This window comes from Brevundimonas sp. BAL450 (assembly GCF_015767455.1).
GTDB classification, from domain to species: Bacteria; Pseudomonadota; Alphaproteobacteria; order Caulobacterales; family Caulobacteraceae; genus Brevundimonas; species Brevundimonas abyssalis.
In genome coordinates this window covers 24631-49345 of sequence record NZ_JADWOW010000041.1, presented here as the reverse complement: position 1 = coordinate 49345, position 24715 = coordinate 24631, and the positions used below count along the sequence as shown (strand labels likewise).

At 68.6% G+C, this 24715-nt stretch carries 26 protein-coding genes and 1 tRNA gene; 14 read left to right on the top strand and 13 right to left on the bottom strand.

Annotated elements, in window-relative coordinates; genetic code table 11:
* Positions 1-68 precede the first annotated feature (68 nt).
* Positions 69-1088 carry a class I fructose-bisphosphate aldolase gene (locus IWC96_RS04090; protein ID WP_021698232.1) on the top strand — a complete coding sequence of 340 codons (1020 nt, stop codon included), beginning with the start codon at positions 69-71 and terminating at the stop codon, positions 1086-1088.
* A gap of 7 nt (positions 1089-1095) precedes the next feature.
* Here the strand turns inward: IWC96_RS04090 and IWC96_RS04085 are convergent, their stop codons facing one another.
* The 5 genes from IWC96_RS04085 to cysG form a co-directional block, all read right to left on the bottom strand.
* Positions 1096-2121, bottom strand: a complete 1026-nt coding sequence (locus tag IWC96_RS04085; RefSeq protein WP_021698233.1) for a cysteine synthase A — start codon at positions 2119-2121, stop codon at positions 1096-1098.
* Positions 2122-2186: 65 nt separating this feature from the next.
* Entirely contained in the window at positions 2187-3257 is a 1071-nt protein-coding gene (locus IWC96_RS04080; protein ID WP_196838391.1) for a phosphoadenylyl-sulfate reductase, read from the bottom strand.
* The gene (locus IWC96_RS04075; RefSeq protein ID WP_021698235.1) at positions 3244-4899 is read right to left on the bottom strand and encodes a nitrite/sulfite reductase; all 1656 of its coding nucleotides are present in this window, start codon (positions 4897-4899) and stop codon (positions 3244-3246) included. Before IWC96_RS04075 ends, IWC96_RS04080 begins: the two co-directional genes overlap by 14 nt.
* The gene (locus IWC96_RS04070) at positions 4899-5180 is read right to left on the bottom strand and encodes a DUF2849 domain-containing protein (RefSeq protein ID WP_021698236.1); all 282 of its coding nucleotides are present in this window, start codon (positions 5178-5180) and stop codon (positions 4899-4901) included. The genes IWC96_RS04075 and IWC96_RS04070 overlap by 1 nt, the downstream gene beginning before the upstream one ends.
* Positions 5177-6571 carry a siroheme synthase CysG gene (cysG, locus tag IWC96_RS04065; protein ID WP_196838390.1) on the bottom strand — a complete coding sequence of 465 codons (1395 nt, stop codon included), beginning with the start codon at positions 6569-6571 and terminating at the stop codon, positions 5177-5179. Before cysG ends, IWC96_RS04070 begins: the two co-directional genes overlap by 4 nt.
* Positions 6572-6673: 102 nt before the next feature.
* On the opposite strand from cysG, the gene gcvA reads away from it, so the two are divergent.
* Positions 6674-7603 (top strand): transcriptional regulator GcvA, encoded by a 930-nt coding sequence (gene gcvA / locus IWC96_RS04060; RefSeq protein ID WP_021697879.1) that lies wholly within the window; start codon positions 6674-6676, stop codon positions 7601-7603.
* Here the strand turns inward: gcvA and queG are convergent.
* The 3 genes from queG to IWC96_RS04045 are packed head-to-tail and all read right to left on the bottom strand — an operon-like array spanning position 7600 to position 10355.
* Positions 7600-8646: a tRNA epoxyqueuosine(34) reductase QueG gene (gene queG, locus IWC96_RS04055; RefSeq protein ID WP_196838389.1), complete on the bottom strand. Its 1047-nt coding sequence runs from the start codon at positions 8644-8646 to the stop codon at positions 7600-7602. The two genes, gcvA and queG, sit on opposite strands and share 4 nt — an antisense overlap.
* Before the next feature lie 31 nt (positions 8647-8677).
* On the bottom strand, positions 8678-9367 hold the full coding sequence (locus IWC96_RS04050; RefSeq protein ID WP_045319175.1) for a glutathione S-transferase family protein: 690 nt from the start codon (positions 9365-9367) through the stop codon (positions 8678-8680).
* 37 nt (positions 9368-9404) lie between these two features.
* Positions 9405-10355, bottom strand: coding sequence for a cation diffusion facilitator family transporter (locus tag IWC96_RS04045; protein ID WP_196838388.1), 951 nt, complete (start codon positions 10353-10355; stop codon positions 9405-9407).
* Positions 10356-10520: 165 nt separating this feature from the next.
* Between IWC96_RS04045 and IWC96_RS04040 the strand changes: the two genes are divergently transcribed.
* Positions 10521-11684, top strand: coding sequence for a citrate/2-methylcitrate synthase (locus IWC96_RS04040; protein WP_021697875.1), 1164 nt, complete (start codon positions 10521-10523; stop codon positions 11682-11684).
* 42 nt (positions 11685-11726) lie between these two features.
* A complete protein-coding gene (locus tag IWC96_RS04035; RefSeq protein WP_021697874.1) occupies positions 11727-12533 on the top strand; it encodes an undecaprenyl-diphosphate phosphatase in 807 nt (268 codons plus the stop codon).
* Here IWC96_RS04035 and IWC96_RS04030 read toward each other — a convergent pair.
* Positions 12530-13489 carry a complex I NDUFA9 subunit family protein gene (locus IWC96_RS04030; protein ID WP_196838387.1) on the bottom strand — a complete coding sequence of 320 codons (960 nt, stop codon included), beginning with the start codon at positions 13487-13489 and terminating at the stop codon, positions 12530-12532. The genes IWC96_RS04035 and IWC96_RS04030 overlap by 4 nt on opposite strands.
* Positions 13490-13672: 183 nt before the next feature.
* Here IWC96_RS04030 and IWC96_RS04025 point away from each other — a divergent pair.
* From IWC96_RS04025 to IWC96_RS03990, 8 genes are all read left to right on the top strand, one after another.
* Positions 13673-13759: transfer RNA gene (locus IWC96_RS04025), tRNA-Leu, on the top strand.
* Positions 13760-13848: 89 nt separating this feature from the next.
* Positions 13849-14463 (top strand): ribonuclease D, encoded by a 615-nt coding sequence (locus IWC96_RS04020; RefSeq protein WP_045319174.1) that lies wholly within the window; start codon positions 13849-13851, stop codon positions 14461-14463.
* 2 nt (positions 14464-14465) lie between these two features.
* A complete protein-coding gene (gene lptC / locus IWC96_RS04015; RefSeq protein WP_021697871.1) occupies positions 14466-15125 on the top strand; it encodes an LPS export ABC transporter periplasmic protein LptC in 660 nt (219 codons plus the stop codon).
* Between the two features lie 12 nt (positions 15126-15137).
* Positions 15138-15662, top strand: coding sequence for an LptA/OstA family protein (locus IWC96_RS04010; RefSeq protein WP_081703488.1), 525 nt, complete (start codon positions 15138-15140; stop codon positions 15660-15662).
* Between the two features lie 143 nt (positions 15663-15805).
* On the top strand, positions 15806-16510 hold the full coding sequence (gene lptB, locus IWC96_RS04005; RefSeq protein WP_021697869.1) for an LPS export ABC transporter ATP-binding protein: 705 nt from the start codon (positions 15806-15808) through the stop codon (positions 16508-16510).
* A 143-nt stretch (positions 16511-16653) separates the two neighbouring features.
* A complete protein-coding gene (gene typA, locus IWC96_RS04000; RefSeq protein ID WP_021697868.1) occupies positions 16654-18486 on the top strand; it encodes a translational GTPase TypA in 1833 nt (610 codons plus the stop codon).
* Between the two features lie 102 nt (positions 18487-18588).
* The gene (locus IWC96_RS03995) at positions 18589-19125 is read left to right on the top strand and encodes a hypothetical protein (protein ID WP_021697867.1); all 537 of its coding nucleotides are present in this window, start codon (positions 18589-18591) and stop codon (positions 19123-19125) included.
* A 194-nt stretch (positions 19126-19319) separates the two neighbouring features.
* The gene (locus IWC96_RS03990) at positions 19320-19835 is read left to right on the top strand and encodes a superoxide dismutase (protein ID WP_196838386.1); all 516 of its coding nucleotides are present in this window, start codon (positions 19320-19322) and stop codon (positions 19833-19835) included.
* A 69-nt stretch (positions 19836-19904) separates the two neighbouring features.
* On the opposite strand, the gene IWC96_RS03985 is transcribed toward IWC96_RS03990, so the two are convergent.
* Positions 19905-20153, bottom strand: coding sequence for a GlsB/YeaQ/YmgE family stress response membrane protein (locus tag IWC96_RS03985; protein WP_196838385.1), 249 nt, complete (start codon positions 20151-20153; stop codon positions 19905-19907).
* A 197-nt stretch (positions 20154-20350) separates the two neighbouring features.
* Here IWC96_RS03985 and IWC96_RS03980 point away from each other — a divergent pair, with 197 nt between their 5' ends.
* Both IWC96_RS03980 and hisN read left to right on the top strand, forming a co-directional pair.
* On the top strand, positions 20351-20737 hold the full coding sequence (locus IWC96_RS03980) for a helix-turn-helix domain-containing protein (RefSeq protein ID WP_021697863.1): 387 nt from the start codon (positions 20351-20353) through the stop codon (positions 20735-20737).
* Positions 20738-20787: 50 nt separating this feature from the next.
* Positions 20788-21576 carry a histidinol-phosphatase gene (gene hisN, locus IWC96_RS03975; protein ID WP_021697862.1) on the top strand — a complete coding sequence of 263 codons (789 nt, stop codon included), beginning with the start codon at positions 20788-20790 and terminating at the stop codon, positions 21574-21576.
* On the opposite strand, the gene IWC96_RS03970 is transcribed toward hisN, so the two are convergent.
* The 3 genes from IWC96_RS03970 to IWC96_RS03960 all read right to left on the bottom strand — a co-directional run bounded on the left by IWC96_RS03970 (position 21573) and on the right by IWC96_RS03960 (position 24531).
* Positions 21573-22619: an alpha/beta fold hydrolase gene (locus IWC96_RS03970; protein WP_021697861.1), complete on the bottom strand. Its 1047-nt coding sequence runs from the start codon at positions 22617-22619 to the stop codon at positions 21573-21575. The genes hisN and IWC96_RS03970 overlap by 4 nt on opposite strands.
* A complete protein-coding gene (locus tag IWC96_RS03965; RefSeq protein ID WP_196838384.1) occupies positions 22616-23512 on the bottom strand; it encodes a class I SAM-dependent methyltransferase in 897 nt (298 codons plus the stop codon). The genes IWC96_RS03970 and IWC96_RS03965 overlap by 4 nt, the downstream gene beginning before the upstream one ends.
* A 143-nt stretch (positions 23513-23655) precedes the next feature.
* A complete protein-coding gene (locus tag IWC96_RS03960; protein ID WP_196838383.1) occupies positions 23656-24531 on the bottom strand; it encodes a class I SAM-dependent methyltransferase in 876 nt (291 codons plus the stop codon).
* Positions 24532-24715: the final 184 nt, after the last annotated feature.

Sequence of the window (24715 nt, the reverse complement as noted above, 5' to 3'; positions counted from 1 at the left end):
CGCGGCGTGACTTTGCCGCCGCCGGACGCTAGACAGCGGCAAAACAACATATTCAGGGGTATTTCGGCATGGATCTCGCGGCTCTGAACGCGGTGGCGACGGCCATGGTGCAGCCCGGCAAGGGCATCCTGGCGGCGGACGAATCCACGGGCACCATCAAGAAGCGCTTTGACGCCATCGGGGTGGAGAATACCGAGGACAACCGCCGCGACTATCGCGAGCTGATGTTCCGCGCGGACGCCATGAAGGACCACATCTCGGGCGTCATCCTGTTCGAGGAGACCCTGTTCCAGGACGCCGCCGACGGCACCCCGCTGGTGGACCTGATCAACGCCTCCGGCGCCATCCCCGGCATCAAGGTGGACAAGGGCGCGACCAAGATGGCCGGCTTCCCCGGCGAGACGGTCACCAAGGGCTTGGATGGTCTGTCCAAGCGCCTGCGCTCCTACCGCGAGCGCGGCGCGCGCTTCGCCAAGTGGCGCGGCGTCATCGAGATCGCCGACGGCGTGCCCACCTGGACCTGCATCAAGTCCAACGCCCACGCCCTGGCCCGCTACGCCCGCATCTGCCAGCAGGAGCAGATCGTGCCGATCGTGGAGCCGGAGGTGCTGATGGACGGCCCCCACGACATCAACCGCTGTGACGAGGTCACGCGCCAGGTGCTGCAGACGGTGTTCAGCGAGCTGTTCGAGCAGCGCGTGGCGCTGGAGGGCATCGTGCTGAAGCCCAATATGGTCATCTCGGGCAAGGGCAGCGTGCGTCAGGCGACGGTGGACGAGGTGGCCGAGCGCACCATCGCCGCGCTCAAGGCCACCGTGCCGTCATCGGTCCCGGGCATCGCCTATCTGTCCGGCGGTCAGACCGACGAACAGGCCACCGCTCATCTGGACGCCATGAACCGCATCGGCGGTTTCCCCTGGAAGATGACCTTCTCTTACGGCCGCGCGCTTCAGGCCGCGCCGCAGCGCGCCTGGGGCGGCGACAACGCCAACGCCGCCAAGGCCCAGGCCGCCTTCGCCCACCGTGCGAAAATGAACAGCCTGGCCAGCCTCGGCCAGTACGACGCTTCGATGGAGACCGAAGCCTAGAGCGAGCCTACGCCGCCGCCTCGGCCGGAACGCCGGCGGCCCAGGGCGGCAGGGGCAGACCCTTCGACTTGAGGAAGTCGGTGTTGAACAGCTTGGACGCATAGCGCGTGCCGGGATCGCACAGGGGCGTGACAATAGTCTTTCCGGGGCCGATCTCGCGCGCCAGCCGCAGGGCGCCGGCGATGTTGACTCCGCTGGAGCCGCCCAGCGACAGGCCCTCTTCGAGGATCAGGTCGAAAACGATGGGCAGGAATTCCTCGTCGGGAATCTGATAGCTGTGGTCGGGCGTGAAGCCTTCCAGATTGCCGGTGATGCGCGCCACGCCGATGCCCTCGGTGATGGACGAGCCCGCCCCCTGCATGACGCCGGTGGTGAACCAGCTGTAGAGCGCCGCGCCCATGGGGTCAGCCAGGGCGATGCGGATGTCGGGGTTGCGCTCCTTGAGGAAGGCCGAGACGCCGGTGATAGTGCCGCCCGAGCCCACCGCGCTGACAAAGGCGTCGACCTTGCCCTCGGTCTGCTCCCAGATTTCCGGGGCGGTGCCGGTGTAGTGGGCGTTGCGGTTTGCGGTGTTGTCGAACTGGTTGGACCAGAAGGCGCCGTTGGGCTCGGTCTCGTTCAGCTCCTTCGCCAGCCGCCCGGAATAATGGACGAAGTGGTTGGGGCTGGAGAAGGGCGCGGCGTCCACCTCCACCAGCCGGGCGCCGAGGGCGCGGATGGCGGCCTTCTTCTCCTCGGTCTGGGTGCGGGGGATGACGATGACCACGGGGTGGCCCAGCGCCGCGCCCACCAGCGCCAGGCCGATGCCGGTGTTGCCCGCCGTGCCCTCGACGATCACCCCGCCGGGAAGCAGTTCGCCCGAGGCGCGGGCGGCGGTGACGATGCCCAGCGCGGCGCGGTCCTTGATGGACTGGCCCGGGTTCAGGAACTCGGCCTTGCCAAGGATGGTGCAGCCCGTGAGTTCGGACGCCTTCTTCAGCTTGATCAGGGGCGTGTTGCCGATCAGGTCGGCGACGGACTGGGTGACGGGCATGGTTGTCATCCGGGCAGGTGGGAGACGAGACATATAGGACGCCGCAGGCGGCGGCGCGACCGGGATCAGGCGGCGCGGGCGCTCAAGTGAATGCCGCACTCCACCTTGTCGGCGCCGGACCAGCGGCCCGCGCGGGCATCCTCGCCCGACCGCACCGCGCGGGTGCAGGGCCAGCAACCGATCGAAGCGTAGCCCTGATCAGCCAGCGGATGAGCCGGCAGGTCGTGGTCGTCGAAGCGCGCCTCGACCTCGTCCGCGTCCAGATTGGCCAGCGGATTGACCCGCACCTGACCATCCAGAACCTCGAACACGGCCAGCCGTTCGCGGGTCGTCGCCTGATAGCGCTTGCGGCCGGTGATAAGGGCGTCATAGGCCGCCGCCGCGCGGCCCAGGGGACGGACCTTGCGCAGGTCGCAGCAGGCGTCCGGGTCGGAGCGCCACATATCGTTTTTCGGGTCCTCGCCCGCGCGCTCGGCGGCGTCGGGCAGAACAATCTTCACATTGGTCAGGCCCAGACGGGCCGTCAGCTTATCGCGATAGGACAGGGTCTGCAGGAAATGCTGGCCGGTATCGAGGAACAGGACGGGCGTGGCGGGATCGACCTGCGCCAGCAGATGCAAGCTGACCGCCGCCTCGGCGCCGAAGGACGACAGCTGGGCGATGCGGCCGGGGAACTCCCGGTGCGCCGCCGCCAGCACTGTTTCGGGATCGGCGTCGCGATAGCGGGCGTCCAGCCGGGCGGCCTTCTGCTCCAGCGTCTCCACGGCCGCACGGCGGTGCCAGACCGGAACGGCGACGTCAGACGCAGGCTGATAGACCGTGTCGATCACCGCCAACATGGCGCGCCATTCCGCTGGGTCGGCGCCCGCGTTCAGCCGCACGGCGTCGAAGCCGGAGCGTTTCAGATGGCGGGCCTGATCGGGCAGCAGGTCGCCCGCAGCGATCAGCTCGCCGCCATAGCCCCGCTCGCGCAGGATCGACGCCAGCGAGAAGCCGCGCCCGTCGCGAAAGGCGCCGAAGCGGATGGTCAGGCGGTTGGCGCCGACAGCCGCCGCCTCGACCTCGGCCAGCGGCGTGTCGCCCGGGATGGCGCCGTCCGGCTCGTCGGTTTCGGGCAGGGGATCAAGCAGCCTCATAGATGGCCTCGCGGAAGGGTTCGGCGCCGGTGCGGCGCACGGTGTCGATGAAGCGTTCGCCCTCGTGGCGGATGGCCAGGTAGCGGTTCAGGGCCCGCTCGATGGCGGGAGCCACGTCCTCGGCGGGCAGGCTCTTGCCCACGATCTCGCCCAGGGCCGCCTGCTCGTCGGGCGAGCCGCCGACGGTGATCTGGTAGAATTCCTCGCCCTTCCGGTCGACGCCCAGCACCCCGATGTGGCCCACGTGGTGGTGGCCGCAGGCGTTGATGCAGCCGCTCATGTTGACGCGGATCGGGCCCAGCTTCTCCTGAAAGTCCAGATCGGCCAGCCGCTTCGACAGGGCCTGCGCCACCGGGATGGAGCGGGCGTTGGCCAGGCTGCAGTAGTCCAGCCCCGGGCAGGCGATGACGTCAGTGACCAGATCGGCGTTGGCCGTGGCCAGACCGTGGGCATGCAGGGTGCGCCAGACCTCGGGCAGGTCGTCCAGCTTCACATGGGGCAGCACCAGGTTCTGCTCATAGGCCGCGCGCACCTCGTCGAAGGAGAAGCGCCGGGCCAGCTTGGCCACCACGTCCATCTGGTCCGCCGTCATGTCGCCGGGCACGCCGCCCACGGGCTTCAGCGAGATGATCGCGCTGGCGTAGCCGGGCGCGCGGTGGCGACGGACGTTGTTGCGGCTCCAGCGGGCGAAGTCAGGATCCGCCAGCAGGGCCCGGTCGAACGGGCCGGAGTGCTTCGGCAGGGTCTCGAACGGCGGCGGCGCGAAATAGGCCTGGATGCGGGCCAGCTCGTCGTCCGGAATGCGCAGATCCTCGTGGCGCAGGGTCTCGAACTGGCGCTCCACCTCCTCGCGGAAGGCGTCGATGCCCAGGGCGGCCACCAGAATCTTGATACGCGCCTTGTGGATGTTGTCGCGCCGGCCCAGCAGATTGTAGGCGCGCAGGATGGCGGTCAGATAGGCCAGCAGTTCGCGGCCCGGCACGGCGGGGGCGATCTCCTGGGCGATGTGGGGCAGTCGCCCCTGCCCGCCGCCGACGAAGACGCGGAAGGCCGTCTCGCCGTTCTCGCCCCGCACGATCTGCAGCCCCACGTCGTGGGTGCGGATGGCGGCGCGGTCAGTCTCGGAGGCGATGACGGCGATCTTGAACTTGCGCGGCAGGAACGAGAATTCCGGGTGGATCGTCGACCATTGCCGGATGATCTCGCACCACGGGCGCGGGTCCTCGATCTCCTCGTCCGTGGCCCCGGCGAAGACGTCGGTGGTGACGTTGCGGATGCAGTTCCCGGAGGTCTGGATGGCGTGCATCTCGACCTCGGCCAGCTCGGTCAGGATGGCGGGCAGGTCCGACAGGGCGGGCCAGTTGTACTGGATGTTGGTGCGGGTGGTGAAATGGCCGTAGCCCTTGTCATAGACCCGCGCGATGTGGCCCAGCTTCTTCAGCTGGGCGCTGTTCATCGTCCCGTAGGGCACCGCCACCCGCAGCATGTAGGCGTGCAACTGCAGATAGACCCCGTTCATCAGCCGCAGGGGCTTGAACTGGTCCTCGGTCAGGCGGCCGTCGACGCGGCGGCGGACCTGATCGGTGAACTCGGCGATCCGTTCGCTGACCAGGGCATGGTCGAACTCGTCATAGCGGTACATCAGGCGGCCCCTTCGATGTCGGGACGGCTGTGGCCGACCGTGGGCCCGGTGGAGCGGATGAACTCCTTGAAGCGGTCGCGGCCCGAAGGCTCGCCCGCGTTCACCTCCACCAGATAGGGGTTCACGAACAGGTCGGGCCGGGCGGCGGCGGACGCCAGGGCGCGCTCGGCCTCGGCGTCGTCCAGCCACAGGGCCTCGGCCAGGGCTTCGGTGGCCAGACCCTGCGCGCCCCAGTACAGGACGCGACCGTCGGACAGGCGGTTGGCGGTCAGCACCTTCATGCCGCGGCCTCCTGAAGCTGACGGGCCGGCTCGACGAAGGCTTCGGCGAAGGCCGCCACCTCGCCCACGAACAGCATGGCGGGGCCGGTGACGGCGTGACGGGCCACCAGTCCGCCCAGATCGTCCAGCCGTCCGGTCAGCACCCGCTCCTCGGGCCGGGTGCCGTTCTCGACGATGGCCACGGGGGTGGAGGGCGCGCGGCCCGCGGCGATCAGGCTGGCGCTGACCTGATCCGCCAGGCCGGCGCCCATGTAGATGGCGGCGGTGTGATTGGCCGTAGCCAGCGAGGCCCAGTGGGCCGCCTCCCCGCCCGGTTTCGGCTGGGCGGTGACGAAGCTGACTGCCTGGGCGTGGTCCCGGTGGGTCAGGGGAATGCCCGCAGACGCGGCGCAGGCCAAAGCGGCGGTGATGCCGGGGATCACATGGACCTGAACCCCCGCCGCCTGCATGGCCGCCAGCTCCTCGCCGCCGCGTCCGAACACGAACGGGTCGCCGCCCTTCAGACGGACCACCCGGTGGCCGGACTTCGCCTCGGCGATCATCAGGGCCTCGATGTCGCGCTGGGGCACCGAATGGTCGCCCTTGGCCTTGCCCACATAGATGCGCTTGGCGTCGCGGCGGGCGCGTTCCAGCACCGCATCCGAGACCAGCCGGTCGTGGATGATGACGTCGGCGTCCTGCAGCACGCGCAGCGCCTTGAGCGTCAGCAGTTCGGGATCGCCCGGCCCGGCGCCGACGATGTGCACCACCCCGTGCTCGGGCGCCGCCACGTTCAGCAGGCGCAGCATCTCGCGGCGCGCCTCGGCCTCGCGGCCGTGGGCAACCAGATCGGCGGCGGGGCCCCGGAACGCTCGCTCCCAGAAGCGGCGGCGCGCCATGAAGTCGGGCACCGAGGCCTTGACCGTCTCGCGCAGTTCGCCGGCCAGCCGGGCCAGCGGGCCCAGCGCGGCGGGCAGCACCGCCTCGATGCGCGAGCGCAGGTCACGCGCCAGAATGGGGCCCAGCCCGCCGGTGGCCACGCCCACCACCACCTGGTCCCGATCGATCAGGGCCGGGGTCTGGAAATCGCTCAGGTGCGGGCGGTCCACCACATTGACCTGGGCCCCCGTGGTGCGGGCCATAGCGGCCAGACGGGCGGCGTCGCCCGCGTTCTCCACCGCGATGAACACCAGCCGGGCGCCGGCCAGATGCTCCGCGGTGGGCTCGGTGAAGACCGGCTCGGGCGCGCCATTGGGCCACTCACGGCGGTCGGCCACCTCGCCGACGGCGAACCACGACAGGGCGGCGGGCGAGGTGGTGAACAGACGCAGCTTGGCCAGCGCCGCTTCGCCGCCGCCGATCACGGCGACGCGGACGTCGGTCAGGGGAATGGAGGCCAGGAAGACGCGCATGGATCGGAACTCTTGAAACGAGCCGCGATCCAACACCCGGCGCCGGGCGCCTCACAAACCATTATGCCTTGCGCTCTGTGTTAGGAAATCTAATGACGGGGCATGGCCAGACCCTTGTTGCCCCTGAACGCCCTGCGCGCCTTCGAAGCGTCCGCCCGGCATCTGAACTTCAGCCGCGCCGCCGACGAGCTGTCGGTGACGCCCGGCGCCGTCAGCCAGCAGATCCGCCTGCTGGAGGACATCGTCGGCGCGCCTCTGTTCCGGCGCGAGCCCAAGGGCCTGGCCCTGACTGATCTGGGCCGCGCCTCGATCCCGCTGCTGCGTGAGGGCATGGAGCGCCTGATGGACGCCTCGGCCCTGCTGCGCGAGCCGCCCCGCAAGAAGCAGATCAGCGTCAGCGTGGCGCCCTCCTTCGCCGCCAAATGGCTGATGCCGCGCATGGACCGCTTTCACGCCGAGCACCCGGAGGTGGAGGTGTGGATCTCGGCCGATATGGAGCCGGCGGACCTGTCGGACGGCACCGTGGACGTGGCGGTGCGCTACGGCCCCGGCGGCTACGCCAACGCCCATGTGGACCTGCTGATGACAGAACAGGTGCTGCCGGTCTGCGCCCCCGGCCTGATGAACGGCGACAAGCCCATCCGAAAACCCGCCGACCTGATCCACCATGGCCTGCTGCACGACGTGTCCTCCGACGCCGATCCGGGGCGGCCGGACTGGGCCATGTGGCTGAAGGCGCGCAAGGTGCGCCATCCCGATCCGCGGCGGGGATCACGCTTCTCCCAGTCCAGCCTGCTGATCGAGGCGGCGGTGGCGGGGCGCGGCGTGGCCCTGGCCAAGCGCACCCTGGCCCAGGCGGACCTGAGCGCGGGACGGCTGATGGCGCCCTTCCCCGACGGCAGTCAGACCGTGGGCTTCGCCTATCACATCGTCACCCCGCGCGACCGACCGGCCTCGCCCAGCGCCAGCGCCTTCGCCGACTGGCTGAAGCGCGAGGCGGTGGATCACGAGAACAACATGGATCAGCTTTAGGCCACGTCCCCGGCCCTCAGCCGCCCCAGCGCCCAGCCGGCGGCGTCGCGCACCACCGGGTCCGGATCCTCCAGCAGGCGTTCTGCCGACGGGATCAGGGCGGGATCGCCGCTGTTGCCGATGGCGTAGAGCACATTGCGCACGAAGCGGTCCCGGCCGATGCGCTTGACCGGGCTTTTGGCGAACAGGGTGCGGAAGGACGCGTCATCCAGGGCCGCCAGATCAACCAGACGGGGTGCGCTCAGACTGTCCCGGGCATGCAGCCGCGCCTCGTGCGCCCCCTGGGCGAACTTGTTCCACGGACAAACCGCCAGACAATCGTCGCAGCCGTAGATGCGGCTGCCTGCCGCCGCGCGGAATTCCTCCGGCCACGGCCCGGCGAACTCGATGGTCAGATAGGACAGGCAGCGGCGCGCATCCAGCTGGAACGGGGCGGGAAAGGCGTTGGTGGGACAGGCGTCCAGACAGGCCCGGCAAGAGCCGCAATGCTCGTCCTCCGACGGGTCGGGCTCATAGTCCGCGGCCGACAGAATGACCCCCAGGAACAGCCAGTTGCCGTGGGTGCGGCTGAGCAGATTGGTGTGCTTGCCCTGCCACCCCAGACCCGCGCGCTGGGCCAGCGGCTTCTCCATCAGGGGGGCGGTGTCCACGAACACCTTCACCTCAGCGCCCGACCGCACGGCCACGATGCCGGCCAGCTGCTTCAGCCGACCCTTGATCAGCTCGTGATAGTCGTCGCCCCGGGCATAGACCGAGATATAGCCCGCCGAGCGGTCCTCCATCTCCGGCAGGGGATCATGCCCGGGGCCGTAGTTGAGGCCCAGGACGATGGCGGTGCGGGCATCCGCCCACATGGCGGTGGGATGGGCGCGGCGCGCCAGGGTCGTCTCCATCCAGCCCATTTCGCCGTGGCGGCCCTGCTCGACGAAATGGGCCAGCCGCTCGCCCGCGCTCCAGGGCGCGGACGCTGATGCGAAGCGGCAGACGTCGAAGCCCAGGTCTTTTGCCCGGCGCCGGATCTCGTCTCGGGGGTCCCTGGCCATGGGGCGCGATAGCGCGCGCGGCGGCGGAAAGCTAGAAATCCAGATCCGCGTAGTGCACCGGCGGGGCCACGCCGGGGAAGCGGTCGCCCAGCAGCGGCCGGAACGACGGCCGCGACTTGATCGGCACATACCAGGCCTTGAGCGCCGGGAACGACGCCCATGGCATCTCGCTGAAATAGTCCATGACCGAGAAGTGCGCGGCGGCGATCAGGTCGGACTGAGTCATGCGGCGCCCGGCCAACCAGTCACGGCCTTGCAGCAATTCTTCCAGTTCGCCCAGATGATGACGCAGGGCCTCGCGCCCCTGACGCAGGCTGCGCGCGTCGGGCGGGCCCAGTTTCAGGATCGCCTTCTCCAACCGCTCGTGCAGCAGCACGGCGTTGACCTCGTCATTGAAGCGGCGCTCGAACCAGGCGGTCAGGCGACGGGTCTCGGCCCGTTCCACCGGGTCGACAGGCATCAGCAGCGGGCCCCGCGCGCTGTCCTCGATCCAGCCCAGGATCGCGCCCAGTTCGCACAGGGTCAGGGTGCGGCCGTCGAGCAGGGTGCGCACCACCGGCGGCATGCCGGTGGGATTGACCTGGTTCAGGATGCAGTCCGACTCCCACGGCTTGACCGGGCTTTCGCTGAACTCGACCCGCGCCTCGCCCAGCGCCAGGCGCGCGGCGCGCGAGGCCGGATCGAACGGGTAATGCAACAGGGCGGCGACTGGCGAAGACATGGTCGAACCCATGCGCCCGTCGTCCTTAATCCCGCGTTTACTCCGTCACCGGGACGCCGGTGGAGGGCTCCGCATCGCCCTTGACCCCGCCATGGCCGCGGGTGCGGCCGCGCGGGTCTGGATGGATCAGGATGTCGGCGCCAGGGAAGACCTTCAGAATGCGGGCCTCGGCCTCCACCACAACGCCGTGGGCTGCCTCCAGCGTCTGGTCGGGCTCAAGGTCCACATGCATCTGGATCATCAGCACCGGTCCGGCCAGGCGAGTGCGCAACTGATGCACCCCGCCGATGCGAGGATCAGCCAGCACGGCGGCGACGATGCGCGCGCGGGTCTCGTCGTCCACGCCCTTGTCCATCAGATGGTCCGCCGACCCCTTCAACATCCCCAGTGCGCCCCAGAACAGCCAGACGGCGACCACGAGGCCTGCCGCCGCGTCCAGTCCGGCTGCGCCCAAGAAAGCGCCGGACGCCACACCGATCAGCACCACAACGTTGGCCCCCAGGTCGGCGGCGTAGTGGGCCCGGTCACCCCGCACCGCCAGCGAACCCGTGGCGCGGATAGTCCGACTCTGCAGCCACACCAGACCCAGGGTCACGGCGATGGAGACGATCATCACCCCCACAGCCCAGCCGCCCGCCGTGATCGGGCGCGGGTCAACCATGCGCTGGATGGATTCCCAGGCGATGAAGACCGCCGAGGCGAACACCAGGCCCGCCTGCACCAGGAAGGCGAGCGCCTCGGCCTTGCCGTGGCCATATCGGTGCTCGTGATCGGGCGGGATGGCGGCCCAGCGCACGGCGAAAAACACCGAGAGCGACGCGATCAGGTCCAGCGCCGAGTCCGCCAGCGACGCCAGGATCGACACCGAGCCCGAGGCGCCCAGGGCGAAGGCCTTGATGGCGATCAGGAACACCGCCACCCCGACCGACAGGGTCGTGATACGGCGGTTGGCGGCGTGGCCGTCTTCAGGCGTCGAAGTTGCGATCATCGGACGTCTTGTGGCGCAACAGCGGGGGTGCGCGCAACCGAACGCCGAATGAGGTGAAAAATTCCAACGCCGGTCATGAAATCGCCTGCTGCAGGGAACAGTTTATCAATGTTGATCGACCTAGGTAGGTCAACCGCACGAAGGTCGCAGGACAAGGGAGCCGTCATGGAGACCGCCCAGCGAAACTGGATCGGCCGTAATGAGGCCCTGGACCGCCTGGGGGTGAAGACCCAGACGCTCTACGCCTATGTCAGTCGGGGACGGATCACCGCTCGCCCAGATCCTGAAAATCCCAGACGCAGCCTTTACGCCGCCGACGACGTGGCGCGGCTGTGCGACGGCTCGCCCGCGCCCGCCGCCCCGGCTGTGATCGGCGGCTCGCCGGTGCGCGGCGAGGCGACGGTGCAGTCCTCGGTGACCGCCATCATGGGGGGGCGCCTGTTCTACCGGGGCCGCGATGCGATCCAGTTGGCCGAGCACGCCACGCTGGAGGACGCGGCCCGGGTGCTGTGGAACGCCCGCGACGGCAATCCCTTCGCCACGCTGAAGCCCCGTATCGACGTGGCCTACGCCGGGCCGTCCCGCTCCCGCCTGCTGCAGTTCATCGCCCGGCGCGTGGACGAGGACCCGCCCGCCGCCGGCCGGGCCCAGCGTGACCTGACCATCGAATGCGCCGGAGTGCTGAGCGAGATGGTCGACGCCATCGTCGGCATGGGCCCGCGCCTGCATCTGCATCAGCGTCTGGCCCGCGCCTGGAAGATCCCCGAGCTGGATTCCGGCATCCTGCGCCGCGCCCTGGTCCTGTCCGCGGATCACGAGCTGAACGGCGCCGTGCTGGCCACACGGGCCGTGGCGGGCACGGGCGCCAGCCCGGCCGCCGCCGCCATGGCGGGCCTGGCCGCCCTGACCGGCCCGGACGTCAGCCGCCAGCTGTCCGCCGCCAGCGCCCTGGTGCTGGACGCCCGGCGCGACCCGGAGGACACCATGCGCCGCCGTATGGATCAGGACGGCCGCCTGCCCGGCTTCGGGCACGAGCTTTACCCCGACGGCGACCCCCGCGCCGCCGCCCTGCTGGCCGCCGCCGACCTGCCCCGCGATCTGGCGGGTCTGGTGGAGGCGGGCGAGCGGGCCACCGGCCTCAAGCCGTCCTTCGACCTGGCCCTGGCCCTGATCGTGCGGCGCTTCAACCTGCCCCGCGACGGCGCCTTCGACCTGTTCGCCATCGGGCGATCGGCAGGGCTCCTGGCCCATGCGCTGGATCAATTGCTGGAGGGGGCGCCCATCCGCGCACGCCTGCGCTATGTGGGCGTCGAGCCGGGCGCGCACTGACGGGCGCCGGGACCATCTGACTATTGAACGGGGGTTCGCCGCATGGGCGACTGGTTGATTGCTCTGCTTCTCGGCATCGTCGAGGGGCTGACCGAATTCATTCCTGTCTCGTCCACCGGCCACCTGCTGTTGCTGGGCCACTTCCTGGGCTTCGAAAGCACCGGCAAGACCTTCGAGGTGGTGATCCAGCTGGGCGCTTTGCTGGCAATCGTCACTGTCTATCTGCGCCGCCTGTTCGAGCTGGCGACCCGGTGGCCCCATGATCGCCAGGCGCGGCACTTCCTGATCGGCCTGCTGGTCGCCTTTCTGCCGGCCATGGTGATCGGCGTGTTCATGTACGACACCATCAAGAATGTGTTCTTCGAGACGCCGGTGATCATCTGCGTCTCGCTGATCCTGGGCGGCTTCGTCCTGCTGTGGCTCGACAGGCGACCAATGACGCCGGTGCATCTGGACGCCGCGAAATACCCCATGCGCATGTATCTGATCATCGGCGTGGCCCAGTGTCTGGCCATGGTCCCCGGCGTATCGCGCTCGGGCGCCACCATCGCCGGCGCCTTGCTGCTGGGCGCCGACAAGCGGTCGGCGGCGGAGTTCTCGTTCTTCCTGGCCTTGCCCACCATGGGCGCTGCCGTTGCGTATGACCTGTTCCAGAACCGCGCCGTGCTGGACTTCTCGGACTTCGGCCTGATCGCCGTCGGCTTCATCGCCGCCACCATCACCGCCTTCCTGACGGTCAAGGCGGTGCTGGCCTTTGTGACCCGGCATGGCTTCGCGGTCTTCGCCTGGTGGCGAATCGTCGTGGGAACCGTGGGCCTGGCAGGCCTGTGGCTGACTGGCGCGCTTTAGGCCGCGGCCGGTTCGGCGAACTGGCCGCCCCGGCGATATAGCCACAGGTAGGACGGGGCGATGACCTCCATCCCCGTCGGCATGATGCCAAGGGCGGCAAAGCCCTCGGCGCCGTCCGGAACCACGTTGTCGGACTGCAGCATCAGCACCTGGTCGCGCGTCAGGGGCGGAGCGATCCCGAACAGCTCGCTCACTTGCATCACCGAGCCCATGGCTCGCGCCAGCGGGAACGGCAGGGGCAGCAGAACTTTTTCCCGGTGCGTTTCACGCAGGATCAACTCCAGGATCTCCCGGAAGCTGTAGATCGACGGCCCGCCCAGCACGAAGGTGCGCCCGACGAATTCGGGACGCGTCGCAGCCGCAGCAATGGCGTCGGCCACATCGCCGACATGGACCGGCTGGAACCGCGTGTTTCCGCCGCCGATCAGAGGCAAGGCCGGGGACATGGACGCCATGGCGGCGAACCGGTTCAGGAAATCGTCCTCGGCGCCGAACACCACCGACGGGCGCAGGATCACGGCGCCGGGAACATGCTGACGCATGATCGCCTCCGCCTCGGCCTTGGAGCGGGCGTAGGCGGATGGCGAGTCGGCGTCCGCGCCGTTGGCAGAGACCTGCACCAGCCGCGTGATGCCGTTGGCGGCGCAGCCCTCGGCGATGTAGCGAGCTGCGTCCACGTGCATGGCCTGGAACCGGCGGGTGTTGAAGGTGCCGACCAGATTGACCACGGCGTCGGCGCCACGCAGCGCCGCCTCCACGTCCGCCTGCCGGGTCACATCGCAGCGCATCAGCTGGATCTGGCCCACGTCGCCCAGCGGGCGCAGATCATGGGCTGTATTCGGCTTCCTGACGGCCACGCGGATGCGCCAGCCCAGCCGCGCCAGTTCGCGCACGGCCTGGCCACCGATGAAGCCCGAGCCGCCGAAGACGGTGACGAGTCTGGACGATGCGGTCATGACAAATGCTCCGGGCCGACGCTCTGTGCCGGAATTGATCGCGTTCGGCGCGCCGGGGATAGACCAAGCCATCGGCCCCCGCAACGCGCGCACGGCCCGTTATGCGCAATATGATCAGAACCGCCATTGACCGCACGTTTTCCCTGCCTTAAGGGTCCGCGCCTTCCGAGGGGAAACCTTCGGGCCCAGGTGGCGGAATTGGTAGACGCGCTGGCTTCAGGTGCCAGTGATCGAAAGGTCGTGGAGGTTCGAGTCCTCTCCTGGGCACCATATTTTTCGGCGGCGCCGTGTCTTGGGACGCGGCGCCGTTCGTCTATGATGATCCGGACAAAGCGCACCGGATTCTGTACGAGGCCCTCATGACCGTTCACCTGCACGAAGGCGACCTGCCCGGCGATCTGGATCTGGGCCCGGTGGTGGCGGTGGATTCCGAGACCATGGGCCTGCGCCACAACCGCGACGATCTGTGCGTGGTCCAGCTGTCGTCCGGCGACGGCGACGCCCATGTGGTCCGACTGAAGCGTCCGGCCTACGACTGCCCCAATCTGAAGCGGGTGCTGGCGGATGGCAATGTCCTCAAGCTGTTCCACTTCGGCCGCTTCGACATCGCCATGTTCGAGAACCATCTGGGGGTCGAGACGCGCCCGGTCTATTGCACCAAGATCGCCTCCAAGCTGGCCCGCACCTATACGGACCGCCACGGCCTGAAGGATGTGGTGCGCGAACTGGCCGGGGTGGAGCTTTCCAAGGCCCAGCAGTCCTCGGACTGGGGCGCCGAAGTGCTGAGCCCCGAGCAGTTGACCTATGCCGCCTCCGACGTGCTGCACCTGCATGTGGTGCGCGACCGGCTGGACACCATGCTGGCGCGCGAGGGCCGCACCGAGCTGGCCCAGGCCTGTTTCGACTTCCTGCCTGTGCGGGCCCGACTTGATCTGCAAGGCTGGGAAGACGCCGACATCTTCGCCCACACCTGATCATGGCCGATCCCACCCCCAGCGATGACCTGAAGGCGGCGGACGAGCGCCGGGTTGTTCTGGCGGGCCGACAATGGCGCGCGCGCTCACGACGGGTCATGCTGCTTCGTCGCGTCCTGCCCCTCATCATCGCCGTGCTGGCGGGCGGCACCGCCCTGTGGGTCGGAACCCGGTCCATCATCGCGGGGGTCGAACGCAGCCGGGTGGAGTCCCGCGAAGTGCGCCTGTCCAACCCCATGTTCCACGGACAGGACGAGCAGGGCCGCTCCTTCGTCATCGGCGCGGCCCAGGCGGTGCGCGATCCGGACACCGGCATGTTCCGGCTGGACGCCCCGGTCATGCGGCTGACGCTGGAGGCCGGCAAGACCAGTGAACTCTCGGCCGGGCATGGCCTCTATGACGAACCGTCCCGCACACTGATCCTGCGCGGACAGGTGATCATCGAGGACGGCGGCGCGGGCTTTCGCTTCGTCACGCCCGAGGCCGTTGTGGACACGCGCACCGGCGTCGTCACCGGCGACAAGGGCATCCAGGGCGTCGGCGCCCTTGGAACAATCGACGCGTCGTCCTATGCCATCTACGAACAGGGCGGTCGGGTCGTGTTCAGCGGCTCGGGCGATGATAAGGTCCGGACCACGATCAACACCGGCGGGGCCGGATAGGGAATCATGATCATGCGGCGCATGACAATCGCACTGACGGCGGCCGTTCTGGCGGTGAGCGGTCTGGCCACCGCCGGCTGGACCCAGATTTCGCGCAGCAGCGACCCGTTCATGATCAATGCGGACGACGTCGAATTCGACGAACAGCGGGGCCTGATCAGCTACATCGGCCGGGCGGAGGCCATGCAGAGCGAGAACCGCCTGCGCGCGGGACGCTTCGACGTCTACTACAGCCGTTCCGGCGAGCAGGGCTCCTCCGCCGTCACCAGCATGGGCGGCCTCAATCGCATCGAGGCCATCGGGGATGTCTACTTCGTCACCCCCGAACAGGTGGTCCGCGGCGATCGCGCTGTCTACACCGCCGCCAGCGACACCCTGGTCGTCTCCGGAGACGTGATCCTGCGCCAGGGCGACAACGTCATGACCGGCTCCAATCTCAGCATCAACATCGGCACCGGCCGCGCACGCATGGAAGGCGCGCCGACCGGAAACGCCGGACGCCGGGTGCAGGGCGTCTTCTATCCTGACCGGGACTGAGCCGGCTTTTGGCGCGCAAGGAACTCTCAGCCCTGAACCGTCCGCCCCGGCCGAGGCGCGCCTCCAGGGCCGCCGCGTCGCTTGATGCCGCGCCTGAGAGGGCGACTGCGGCCTCGCCCGCCGATCGTCGCAAGGGGCTGAGTGTGGAGAACATCGCCCGGTCGTTCGGAAAGCGTCAGGTGGTGCACAACGTCTCGCTGCACGTGAACCGGGGCGAGGTGGCCGGGCTTCTGGGTCCCAACGGGGCCGGCAAGACCACCTGCTTCTACATGATCACCGGCCTGATTCCGGCCGATTCCGGCGCCATCTGGCTGGACGGCGAGGACATCACCCGCCAACCCATGTACCAGCGGGCGCGCATGGGTCTGGGTTATCTGGCTCAGGAAGCCTCCATCTTCCGAGGCATGACGGTCGAGCAGAACGTGCGGGCGGTGGTGGAGCTGAACACCGCTGGCGAAAAGGCGGTTTCCGAAGAGGTCAGCCGCCTGCTGGAAGAACTGCACATCGACCATCTGCGCGAGGCCCCGGCCACGGCCCTGTCGGGCGGTGAACGCCGCCGGGTCGAGATCGCCCGCGCCCTGGCCGGAAAGCCGTCGTTCATGCTGCTGGACGAGCCTTTCGCCGGAATCGACCCGCTGGCCATCGCCGACATCCGCCAGGTGATCCGCTATCTGGCCGATCGCGGCATCGGCGTGCTGATCACCGACCACAACGTGCGTGAGACCCTGGACATCATCGACCGGGCCTCCATCATCCACGGCGGCGAGGTGCTGTTCGAGGGAACGCCCGGCCAGATCATCAGCGATCCCGACGTCCGCCGCGTCTATCTCGGCGACCTGTACGGCTGATCTCGAGAGGTCCAGGGCACGCCCGCGCTGGCCTTTTGGCCGCGCCTCCTATATGAGGCCCCCGCCTCCCCGATCCGCAAATCCAGCGGCCCGAACGGACCGAGCCGGTCCGCGCGCCCGCCTTACACGTCTGAATCATCGCCATGAACCTTCGTAACGTCGCCATTATCGCCCACGTCGACCACGGCAAGACCACCCTTGTGGACCAGCTGCTGGCCCAGTCCGGCGTCTTCCGAGCCAATGAGGCGACGACCGAACGCGCCATGGACTCCAACGACCAGGAGCGTGAGCGCGGCATCACCATCCTGGCCAAGGCCACCTCGGTGTTGTGGAACGGCAAGGCGGGCGAGACCCGCATCAACATCATCGACACCCCCGGCCACGCCGACTTCGGCGGCGAGGTGGAGCGGATCCTCGGCATGGTGGACGGCTGCGTCCTGCTGGTGGACGCCGAGGAAGGGGTCATGCCCCAGACCAAATTTGTGCTGACCAAGGCCCTGAAGATGGGCCTCAAGCCGATCCTCTGCATCAACAAGGTCGACCGCCCCCACGCCGACCCGGACCGGGTTCACCTTGAGACCATCGACCTGTTCTCGGCCATCGGCGCCAGCGAGGAGCAGCTGGACTTCCCCCACATCTACGCCTCGGGCCGCGACGGCTGGGCGACGCTGGACCTGAACCAGAAGTCGGACACCCTGGCTCCGCTGTTCGACCTGATCGTCGAGCACGTGCCGCCGGCGCCGGTGGCCCTGAACGTCGACAAGCCCTTCCAGATGCTGAACGTCCTGATCGAGTCCGATCCGTTCCTGGGCCGCCTGCTGACCGGCCGTATCGAGAGCGGCAAGGCCGTGGCCGGCATGGCCATCAAGGCCCTGGACCGCGACGGCAAGCAGATCGAACAGGGCCGCATCACCAAGGTGCTGGCCTTCCGCGGCCTGAAGCGCCAACCGGTGGAAGAGGGCGCCCAGGCCGGCGACATCGTCGCCATCGCGGGCATGTCCAAGGCCACCGTGGCCGACACCCTGTGCGCGCTGGAAGTCACCGAGGCCCTGCCCGCCCAGCCCATCGATCCGCCGACCATCTCCATGACCGTGGCGGTCAACGACAGTCCTCTGGCCGGCCGCGAGGGCGACAAGGTGCAGAGCCGGGTCATCCGCGACCGCCTGCTCAAGGAAGCCGAGTCCAACGTGGCCATCCGCGTCACCGAGACCCCGGGCGCCGACGCCTATGAGGTCGCCGGACGCGGCGAACTGCAGCTGGGCGTTCTGGTCGAGAACATGCGCCGTGAAGGCTTCGAGCTGTCCATCTCCCGCCCCCGCGTGGTCTATCAGACCGGCGAGAACGGCGAGCGGCTGGAGCCTATCGAGGACGTGGTCATCGACGTGGATGACGAATACTCCGGCGTGGTCATCGAAAAGCTGTCGGCACGCAAGGCCGAGCTGAAGGACATGGGCCCGTCCGGCGCCGGCAAGACCCGCGTCCAGCTGATGTGCCCCTCGCGATCGCTGATCGGCTATCAGGGCGAGTTCCTGACCGACACCCGCGGCTCCGGCGTCCTGAACCGCGTGTTCAGCCACTACGAACCCTACAAGGGCGCCATCGAGGGCCGTCTGAAGGGCGTGCTGGTCTCCAACTCCGACGGCGAGACGGCGGCCTTCGCCCTGTGGAACCTGGAAGATCGCGGTGTCATGTTCGTGGGCGCCGGTGAGAAGACCTATCAGGGCATGATCATCGGCGAGAACAGCCGGTCCGACGACCTGGACGTGAACCCCATCAAGGGCAAGCAGCTGACCAACGTGCGCGCTTCCGGCAAGGACGAGGCCGTTCGCCTGACCCCGCCGCGCCGCCCCTCGCTGGAACAGGCCATCGCCTACATCGAGAGCGACGAACTGGTCGAGGTCACGCCCAAGTCCATCCGCCTGCGCAAGCAGGTGCTGAACCCCTCCTTCCGCAAGAAGCGCGTGAAGGAAGACTGAGACTAAACGACGTTCAGGCTGTCCCGGAATGAAACCCGGGACAGCCTTGGCGGGTTTCTCCTGTCGGTGGGGGCGCAATTTCACCCGCCACGGAGTGACACAATGCGTAAGACTCTTCTCACAACCGGCGCCGCCGTACTGGCGCTGACGGCCTTCCCCGCCACCGCCCAGGTGGTCGGAAACATCGGCGGCCAGGTGGGCGGTCAGGTCGGGGGGCAAGTGACGACCCCGCCGCTCGGCTCGACCATCGACCGCACCCGGGACCTGACCCGAGACACGGTGCGAGACACCGGCCGCATCACCCGCGACACGGCCCAGGACGCCCAGGACACGCTGGGACATACGCCTGACGTCGACGCCGAAGTCTCCGCCGACGCCCAAGCGGACGCCGGCGTCAACGCCTCCAGCGCCTCCGCCGATCTGGACGTCCAAGCTGGCGCCATGGTCCATGCATCCGACGGCGCCATGCTCGGCCATGTGGTGAATGTGACGCGCGACACCGCCGGCCGCGCACAGTCGCTGGCCGTGCGCACCGCTGACGGCGCCGTCCGCACCGTCCCGGCTGCGGGCGCCTCGGTTGAAGGCAGTGCGGTGGTCACGGCCATGACCGCAGCCGAGTTCGAGGCCATGCCTCAGTAAGGCCGCGTCTGCGGGGCGATGGCCCTACCCTGCTGCAATCTCCACACGGCCGCCTTGGCCTCGCCCCGGATCGATCAGGAATCGGTCGAATGGGGCGGGGCCAAGGTCATTTCTGGGCGTCCGAAACAAACCGAAATCTGCCGTGTTCACTTTTATGCGAGCACCTCCCGGCTCGCGAAACAGGAGATTTCATCATGATCCGCAAGACCGTTCTTCTGACCGGCGTCGCCGGCGCCCTGATGTTCGCTGCACCGGCTTTCGCGCAGGACATGACCCAGGATCCGGCCACCGACCCCATGACCCAGCCCCCGGCCGCTGAAGCCGAAGCTACGACTGAACAGAGCGGCTCTGTCGCTCCGGGCGCCCAGGTGACGTCGTCGGACGGCGCTTCGCTCGGCATCCTTGAAGGCGCCGGCGTGGACGCCTCGGGTCAGCAGACCCTGCAGGTTCGGGCCGATGACGGCCAGCTTCGGGAAGCCCCCATCGACGGCGCCACGCTGGACAACGGAGCGGTGGTCCTGACCTGGACTGAAGCCGAGTTCGACGCGGCCCCCGCGGTCGCCGACGCGTCCTCGAACGTATCGGGCGCCGAGGCCCCGCTTCCGGGTGAAGGCGAAGTGACCGAGGAGCCCAAGCCGGAAACCGAGGCGCTGCCGGAACCCACGCCGGAAACCATGCAACCGGTCGAGGAACCCGAGGCCAAGTCCTGATCCGACTGACCGCGCATACGGAAAGGGCGGCTCTTTCGAGCCGCCCTTTTTGCTGTCTGAAGCTCAGTTCTAGCGTCGCTTTACGAGGCCCAGAATGAACAACAGGATGATCGCGCCGATCGTGGCCACGATGGTCGAGCCGATCCAGCCGCCCCAGGCGAAGCCCAGTGCATTGGCGACGAAGCCGCCGATCAGGGCGCCGATGACTCCCACGATCAGATTCGTCAGCAGGCCGTGATTGCGGCCCATGATCTGTTCCGCCAACCAACCGGCGATGATGCCGATAATGATCCAGGCGATCCAACCCATTCCACCCATGTCGATTTCCTTCCGTTGATAAACGAGGTCGGCTCTGTAATGCGCCGAAGCGGTCAAGGTTGCCTGATTGCAGCCATATTGCACACTCGAAAGGTGAATCGCCTCCCGCACCGCGAGAAACCGGCATGGCCCTTGCCCCGTGACGGGCGAGCTGTCCCGTAGTGGAACAGCGGTCGCCAAACGAGGAGGGGCTCAACATGGCCACCGAAATCGATCTTCATCTGGGTCGCCGCCTGCGTCGCCGCCGTCGCCTGCTGGGCCTGACCCAACAGCAGCTGGCCGTACAGGTGGGCATCCGGTTCCAGCAGATTCAGAAATACGAATGCGGCGCCAACCGCATCTCGGCCGCTCGCCTGTGGCAGCTGGCCGAGGCGCTGGAGACGCCGGTCAACTATTTCTACGACGGCTTGTCCGAGGCGCTGGAGCGCAAGGATGCGGGCCCCGGCAATGGGCACGGCGGTGAGATGTTCTCCCGCAAGGAGACCATCGACCTGATCCAGGCCTACTACCAGCTCGGCGAGCGTCCGCGCCGTCGGCTGCTGGACCTGGCCAAGTCGCTGCACGCCACGCCGGAAACAGCCTGAACGCCTTAAGATCGTGACGCGTCGGCGGGCGCACTGTATGCCCGCCGGTCATGACCCCTTTTGAAGCCTTCGCCGTCGACCTGGCCCGCGCCGCCGCCGCCGTGACCCTGCCCCTGTTCCGCACCGACTGCGGCGAGGAGGACAAGGGCGAGCCCGGCGCCTTCGACCCCGTGACCCGGGCGGACCGGGACGCCGAAGCGGTCATGAGGCGGCTGATCACCGAACGCTTTCCCGATCACGGCGTCATTGGCGAGGAATACGGCGAGGATCGCCCCGACGCCGAATACGTCTGGATGCTGGACCCCGTGGACGGCACGCGCGCCTTCGTCGCAGGCCTCCCGCTCTGGACCACCCTGATCGCCCTGCGCCATGAAGGCCGCCCCGTAACGGGCGCCATCGCCCAGCCGGTGATGGACGAGATTTTTCTGGGCGGCCCGTCAGGCGCCCTACTGCTCAAGGGCGGCGATGCCCCCTCCCCGCTCAAGGTTCGCACCTGTCCCCGCCTGAACGACGCGGTCATCGCCACCACCGATCCCGACATCTTCACCGGCGCAGAACTGGGCGCCTGGACCCAGGTGCGGGCGACCGCGCGACTGGCCCGACTGGGCTGCGACGCCTACGCCTACGCCATGATCGCCGCCGGACGCATCGATCTTGTGGCCGAGACCAGCCTGAAACCGTGGGACTGGTCCGCCCTCGTCCCGGTGGTCGAGGCCGCAGGCGGCAAGGTGGTCAACTGGCGTGGCCAGACGCCGGATGACAGGGGTCAGGTTCTCGCTGTGGGCGACGAGGGCCTGATCGATCAAGCCCTGGTGACGCTCAGGCGCGCGGCGCTCTAAACCAATTCGGCGGATTCGGCCTGAACCTGCTGCGATCCCCGCGGCGCCAGATAGTCGGCCATGGCGTCGAATTCCCGCAGGAACGCGGCGCGAAGGTCATCCGTCTCCATGATCACCTCATGCCTGGCGCCGTCCACCTCCACATACCGCCCACGGCCGAGACGCTTGGCCGCCCAGCGGTTGGTCTGTTTCCAGACGATGGTGTCCTCTCCCGCCTGGACGATGGAGACCGGCATGGTCACCCGCTTCAGGGCCTTGGGTTTGAGGGCCCGCTCGCCCGCATCGAAGGCGAAGGCCAGCCAGCCCCAGGTCGGCCCACCCAGCGCCAGATGCGGGCAGGCGTAGAGCTGCTGGCGCCAGAGCTCATAGCGGCTCTCATCGCTGGTCAGGGCGTCGGTCTCGAAGGTGTGGTCGAACGGATCGTCCGGATCATCCAGCACATAGTCGCCGGCCTTGCCGTGGCGCAGGTTCCACTTCACCGCCATCTTGGCCGACCACAGGGATCGCTTGCCCGTGCGAATGCGCAGCATGGGGCTGGACAGCAGCGCGCCGGCGATGCGGGTCTCTCCAGCTTCGAGCGTCAGGAGGTTCAGGGCCGCGCCCATGGAATGGCCGATGGCGATCCAGGGCTTGGGCAGCCGCGCCTCGAAGGCGTCCATCAGTCGGGCGTAGTCGTCCAGAAATTCCTCCACCGCCCGGGCATGGCCGCGCAGCCGGTCGGGCAGAAGACGCGCCGAAAGGCCCTGGCCCCGCCAGTCATGGGCCAGCACGCAGAACCCCCGGGCCAGCAGATTGCCGATCAGTTCGAAATATTTCTCGATGGGCTCGGTCCGGCCCGGACTGATGATCACCGTGCCGCGCGGCGCGTCCTCGATGGACGGCGACGGTGTCCACAACGCCGCGCGCAAACGCAGCCCCCCGGCGCCTCGATACCACTCACCCACGCCGCCGGGAGGCGAAGACGCGCCCGGCACGCCCATCAGGGGGGCGTTCGCGGCGAAGGCCGCGGCGCGGTTGACGCCGGGGGCGGTGGAGGCGTTCATTCGGGTTTCCGGAATTTCAGGGTCATGCGGTCGCTTTCGCCGATGGCGTCATAGCGGCTGCGGTCAAACTCGGGGTCGGCGGGTTCGCCAGGCGGGGCGGTCATGCTGTTGGGCGGCAGAGTGTCCACGCCGAAGGGGTGGTCCTTGGTGTCTTCAGGGTTTGCATTGACCTCGCTGGACGCCACGAAGACGAAGCCCGCCTCGGCGGCCAGCTGCTTGACGAAGGCCTCCTGCACATAGCCGGTAGCTGCGGCCGGATCCTGATCGCCTCCCGAGGCTCCGCGGTGCTGCTCCACGCCGAGGACGCCGCCGGGCTTGAGGGCCGCATAGGCGTCGGCGAAGGCTTTCTCCGCGATGCCCGCCGCCATCCAGGCGTGGAGGCTGCGCAGGAACAAGGCCATGTCGATGGTTCCGGCCGGCGCCAGGGGGCCGCTGGTGGGGCCGAAGGCGCTGATCTCCACGTCTCCGTAGAGCCGCCGGTCCGCCGCGAAACGGCCCTCGAACCGCGCCATGACCTGACGCAGGGCGGGATCGGCGTCAGGACCGATCTCGAAGCCCGCCGCATACAGCCTGCCGCCGCCCCGGTTCAGGTATGGGGCCAGAATCTCGGTGTACCAGCCGACGCCGGGCCACATCTCCACCACGTGCATGTCCGGCTCAATGCCGAAGAAGGTCAGGGTCTCGACAGGATGCCGCCACTGGTCACGGCCGCGATCATGAACCCGCCAGGCCCCGGCCACAGCCCATTCCAGGCTCCCTTCCGGCGGCGGGGGCGGGCCTTGGGGTTCTCCTTCGGCGACCTCGGGCTCGGCGCCACGTCCGCAGGCGGACACCAGCGTCAGGCCGGCCAGGGCCGCCCCACCCGCCAGAAGCCGCCGACGCGAGGCGGACATCGCCTGATTCCAGGACCGATCAGCCATAAATCCCATGTGCCGCAAGACTCGCGTTTGCAGGCCGCCCCGACACGGCCACGGCCTTGGACTTAAAGCGGTTCACCATACCCGTCAAAGCGCGCCGTGACGCACCGGAACGATGATCACTCGGGCTTGCGGAAGCGCAGGGTCATGCGGTCGCTTTCCCCGATGGCGTCGAAGGCGGCGCGTTCGGCCTCGGTGAGCGTACGGCCGCCCTGTTCGGTGCGCCGCACCGGGGGCAGGGTCCAGACACCGAACGGGTGATCCCGATCATCCGCCGCATTGGCGTTCAGTTCGCTGCGGGCGTCCAGCTCGAAGCCGGCGGCCTGGGCCGCGCGGATGACATAGCTTTCGGGCACATAGCCGGTGGAAGCTGTGTCGGTGGCGTTCAGGCCTTCCTCGGCCCGGTGCTGTTCGACCGCAAGGATCCCGCCCGGCTTCAGGGCGCGGAAGAACTCGGCCATGTAGCGGTCCGTCAGGTCGGCGCGGGCCCAATTGTGGAATGCACGGGCAACCAGAACCACGTCGGCGGTCCCGTCCTCGACCCCCAGACCCGAGGCGGGCCCGAAATTCACGGCGCGGGCGGAGCCACCGAAGGCGGCCAGTTCCTGCTCCAGCCCGGCGCGGGCTTCGCGGGCGCGGTCCGAGACGGTGGGCGCTTCCAGGTCGATCCAGGCGGCCACGTACTCGCCGCCGGTGCGCTGGGCGTAGGGGGCCAGGATTTCCGTCCACCAGCCCGCGCCGCCGGGCTCGATCTCCACCACCGTCAGCCCCGGACGCAGGCCCCAGAAGGTCAGGGCCTCATAGGGACGCCGGTGCTGATCCCGCGCAGTGTTGGCGGCGGCGCGAGTGTCAGAAGCGATGATGTCGGCCAGCACGGCGTCTTCGGCGTGAACCGGGGCGGCGGCCGAGCCGCGGGCGGGCGCATCCGGCGTCTGGGCCAGGGCGGCTGGCGCGGTCAGGGCGAGAAGGGCGGCGGCGAGGGTCAGGCGGCGCATAGGCGGTCTCCCAGTCATTGGACGGCGTCTCCGTTGCGCGCACCCTAAAGCCCCCTCGCCCTTGGGCAAGCGGCGTCTGACGAATTCGCGCCCAAGCCTCTTGCGGCGGATGTCGACCCTCCTATTTCAGTTCCCGAGAGCGCCGGTTCGCCGGGCTTTCACGGTCGCGGCGGGGCCCATCAGG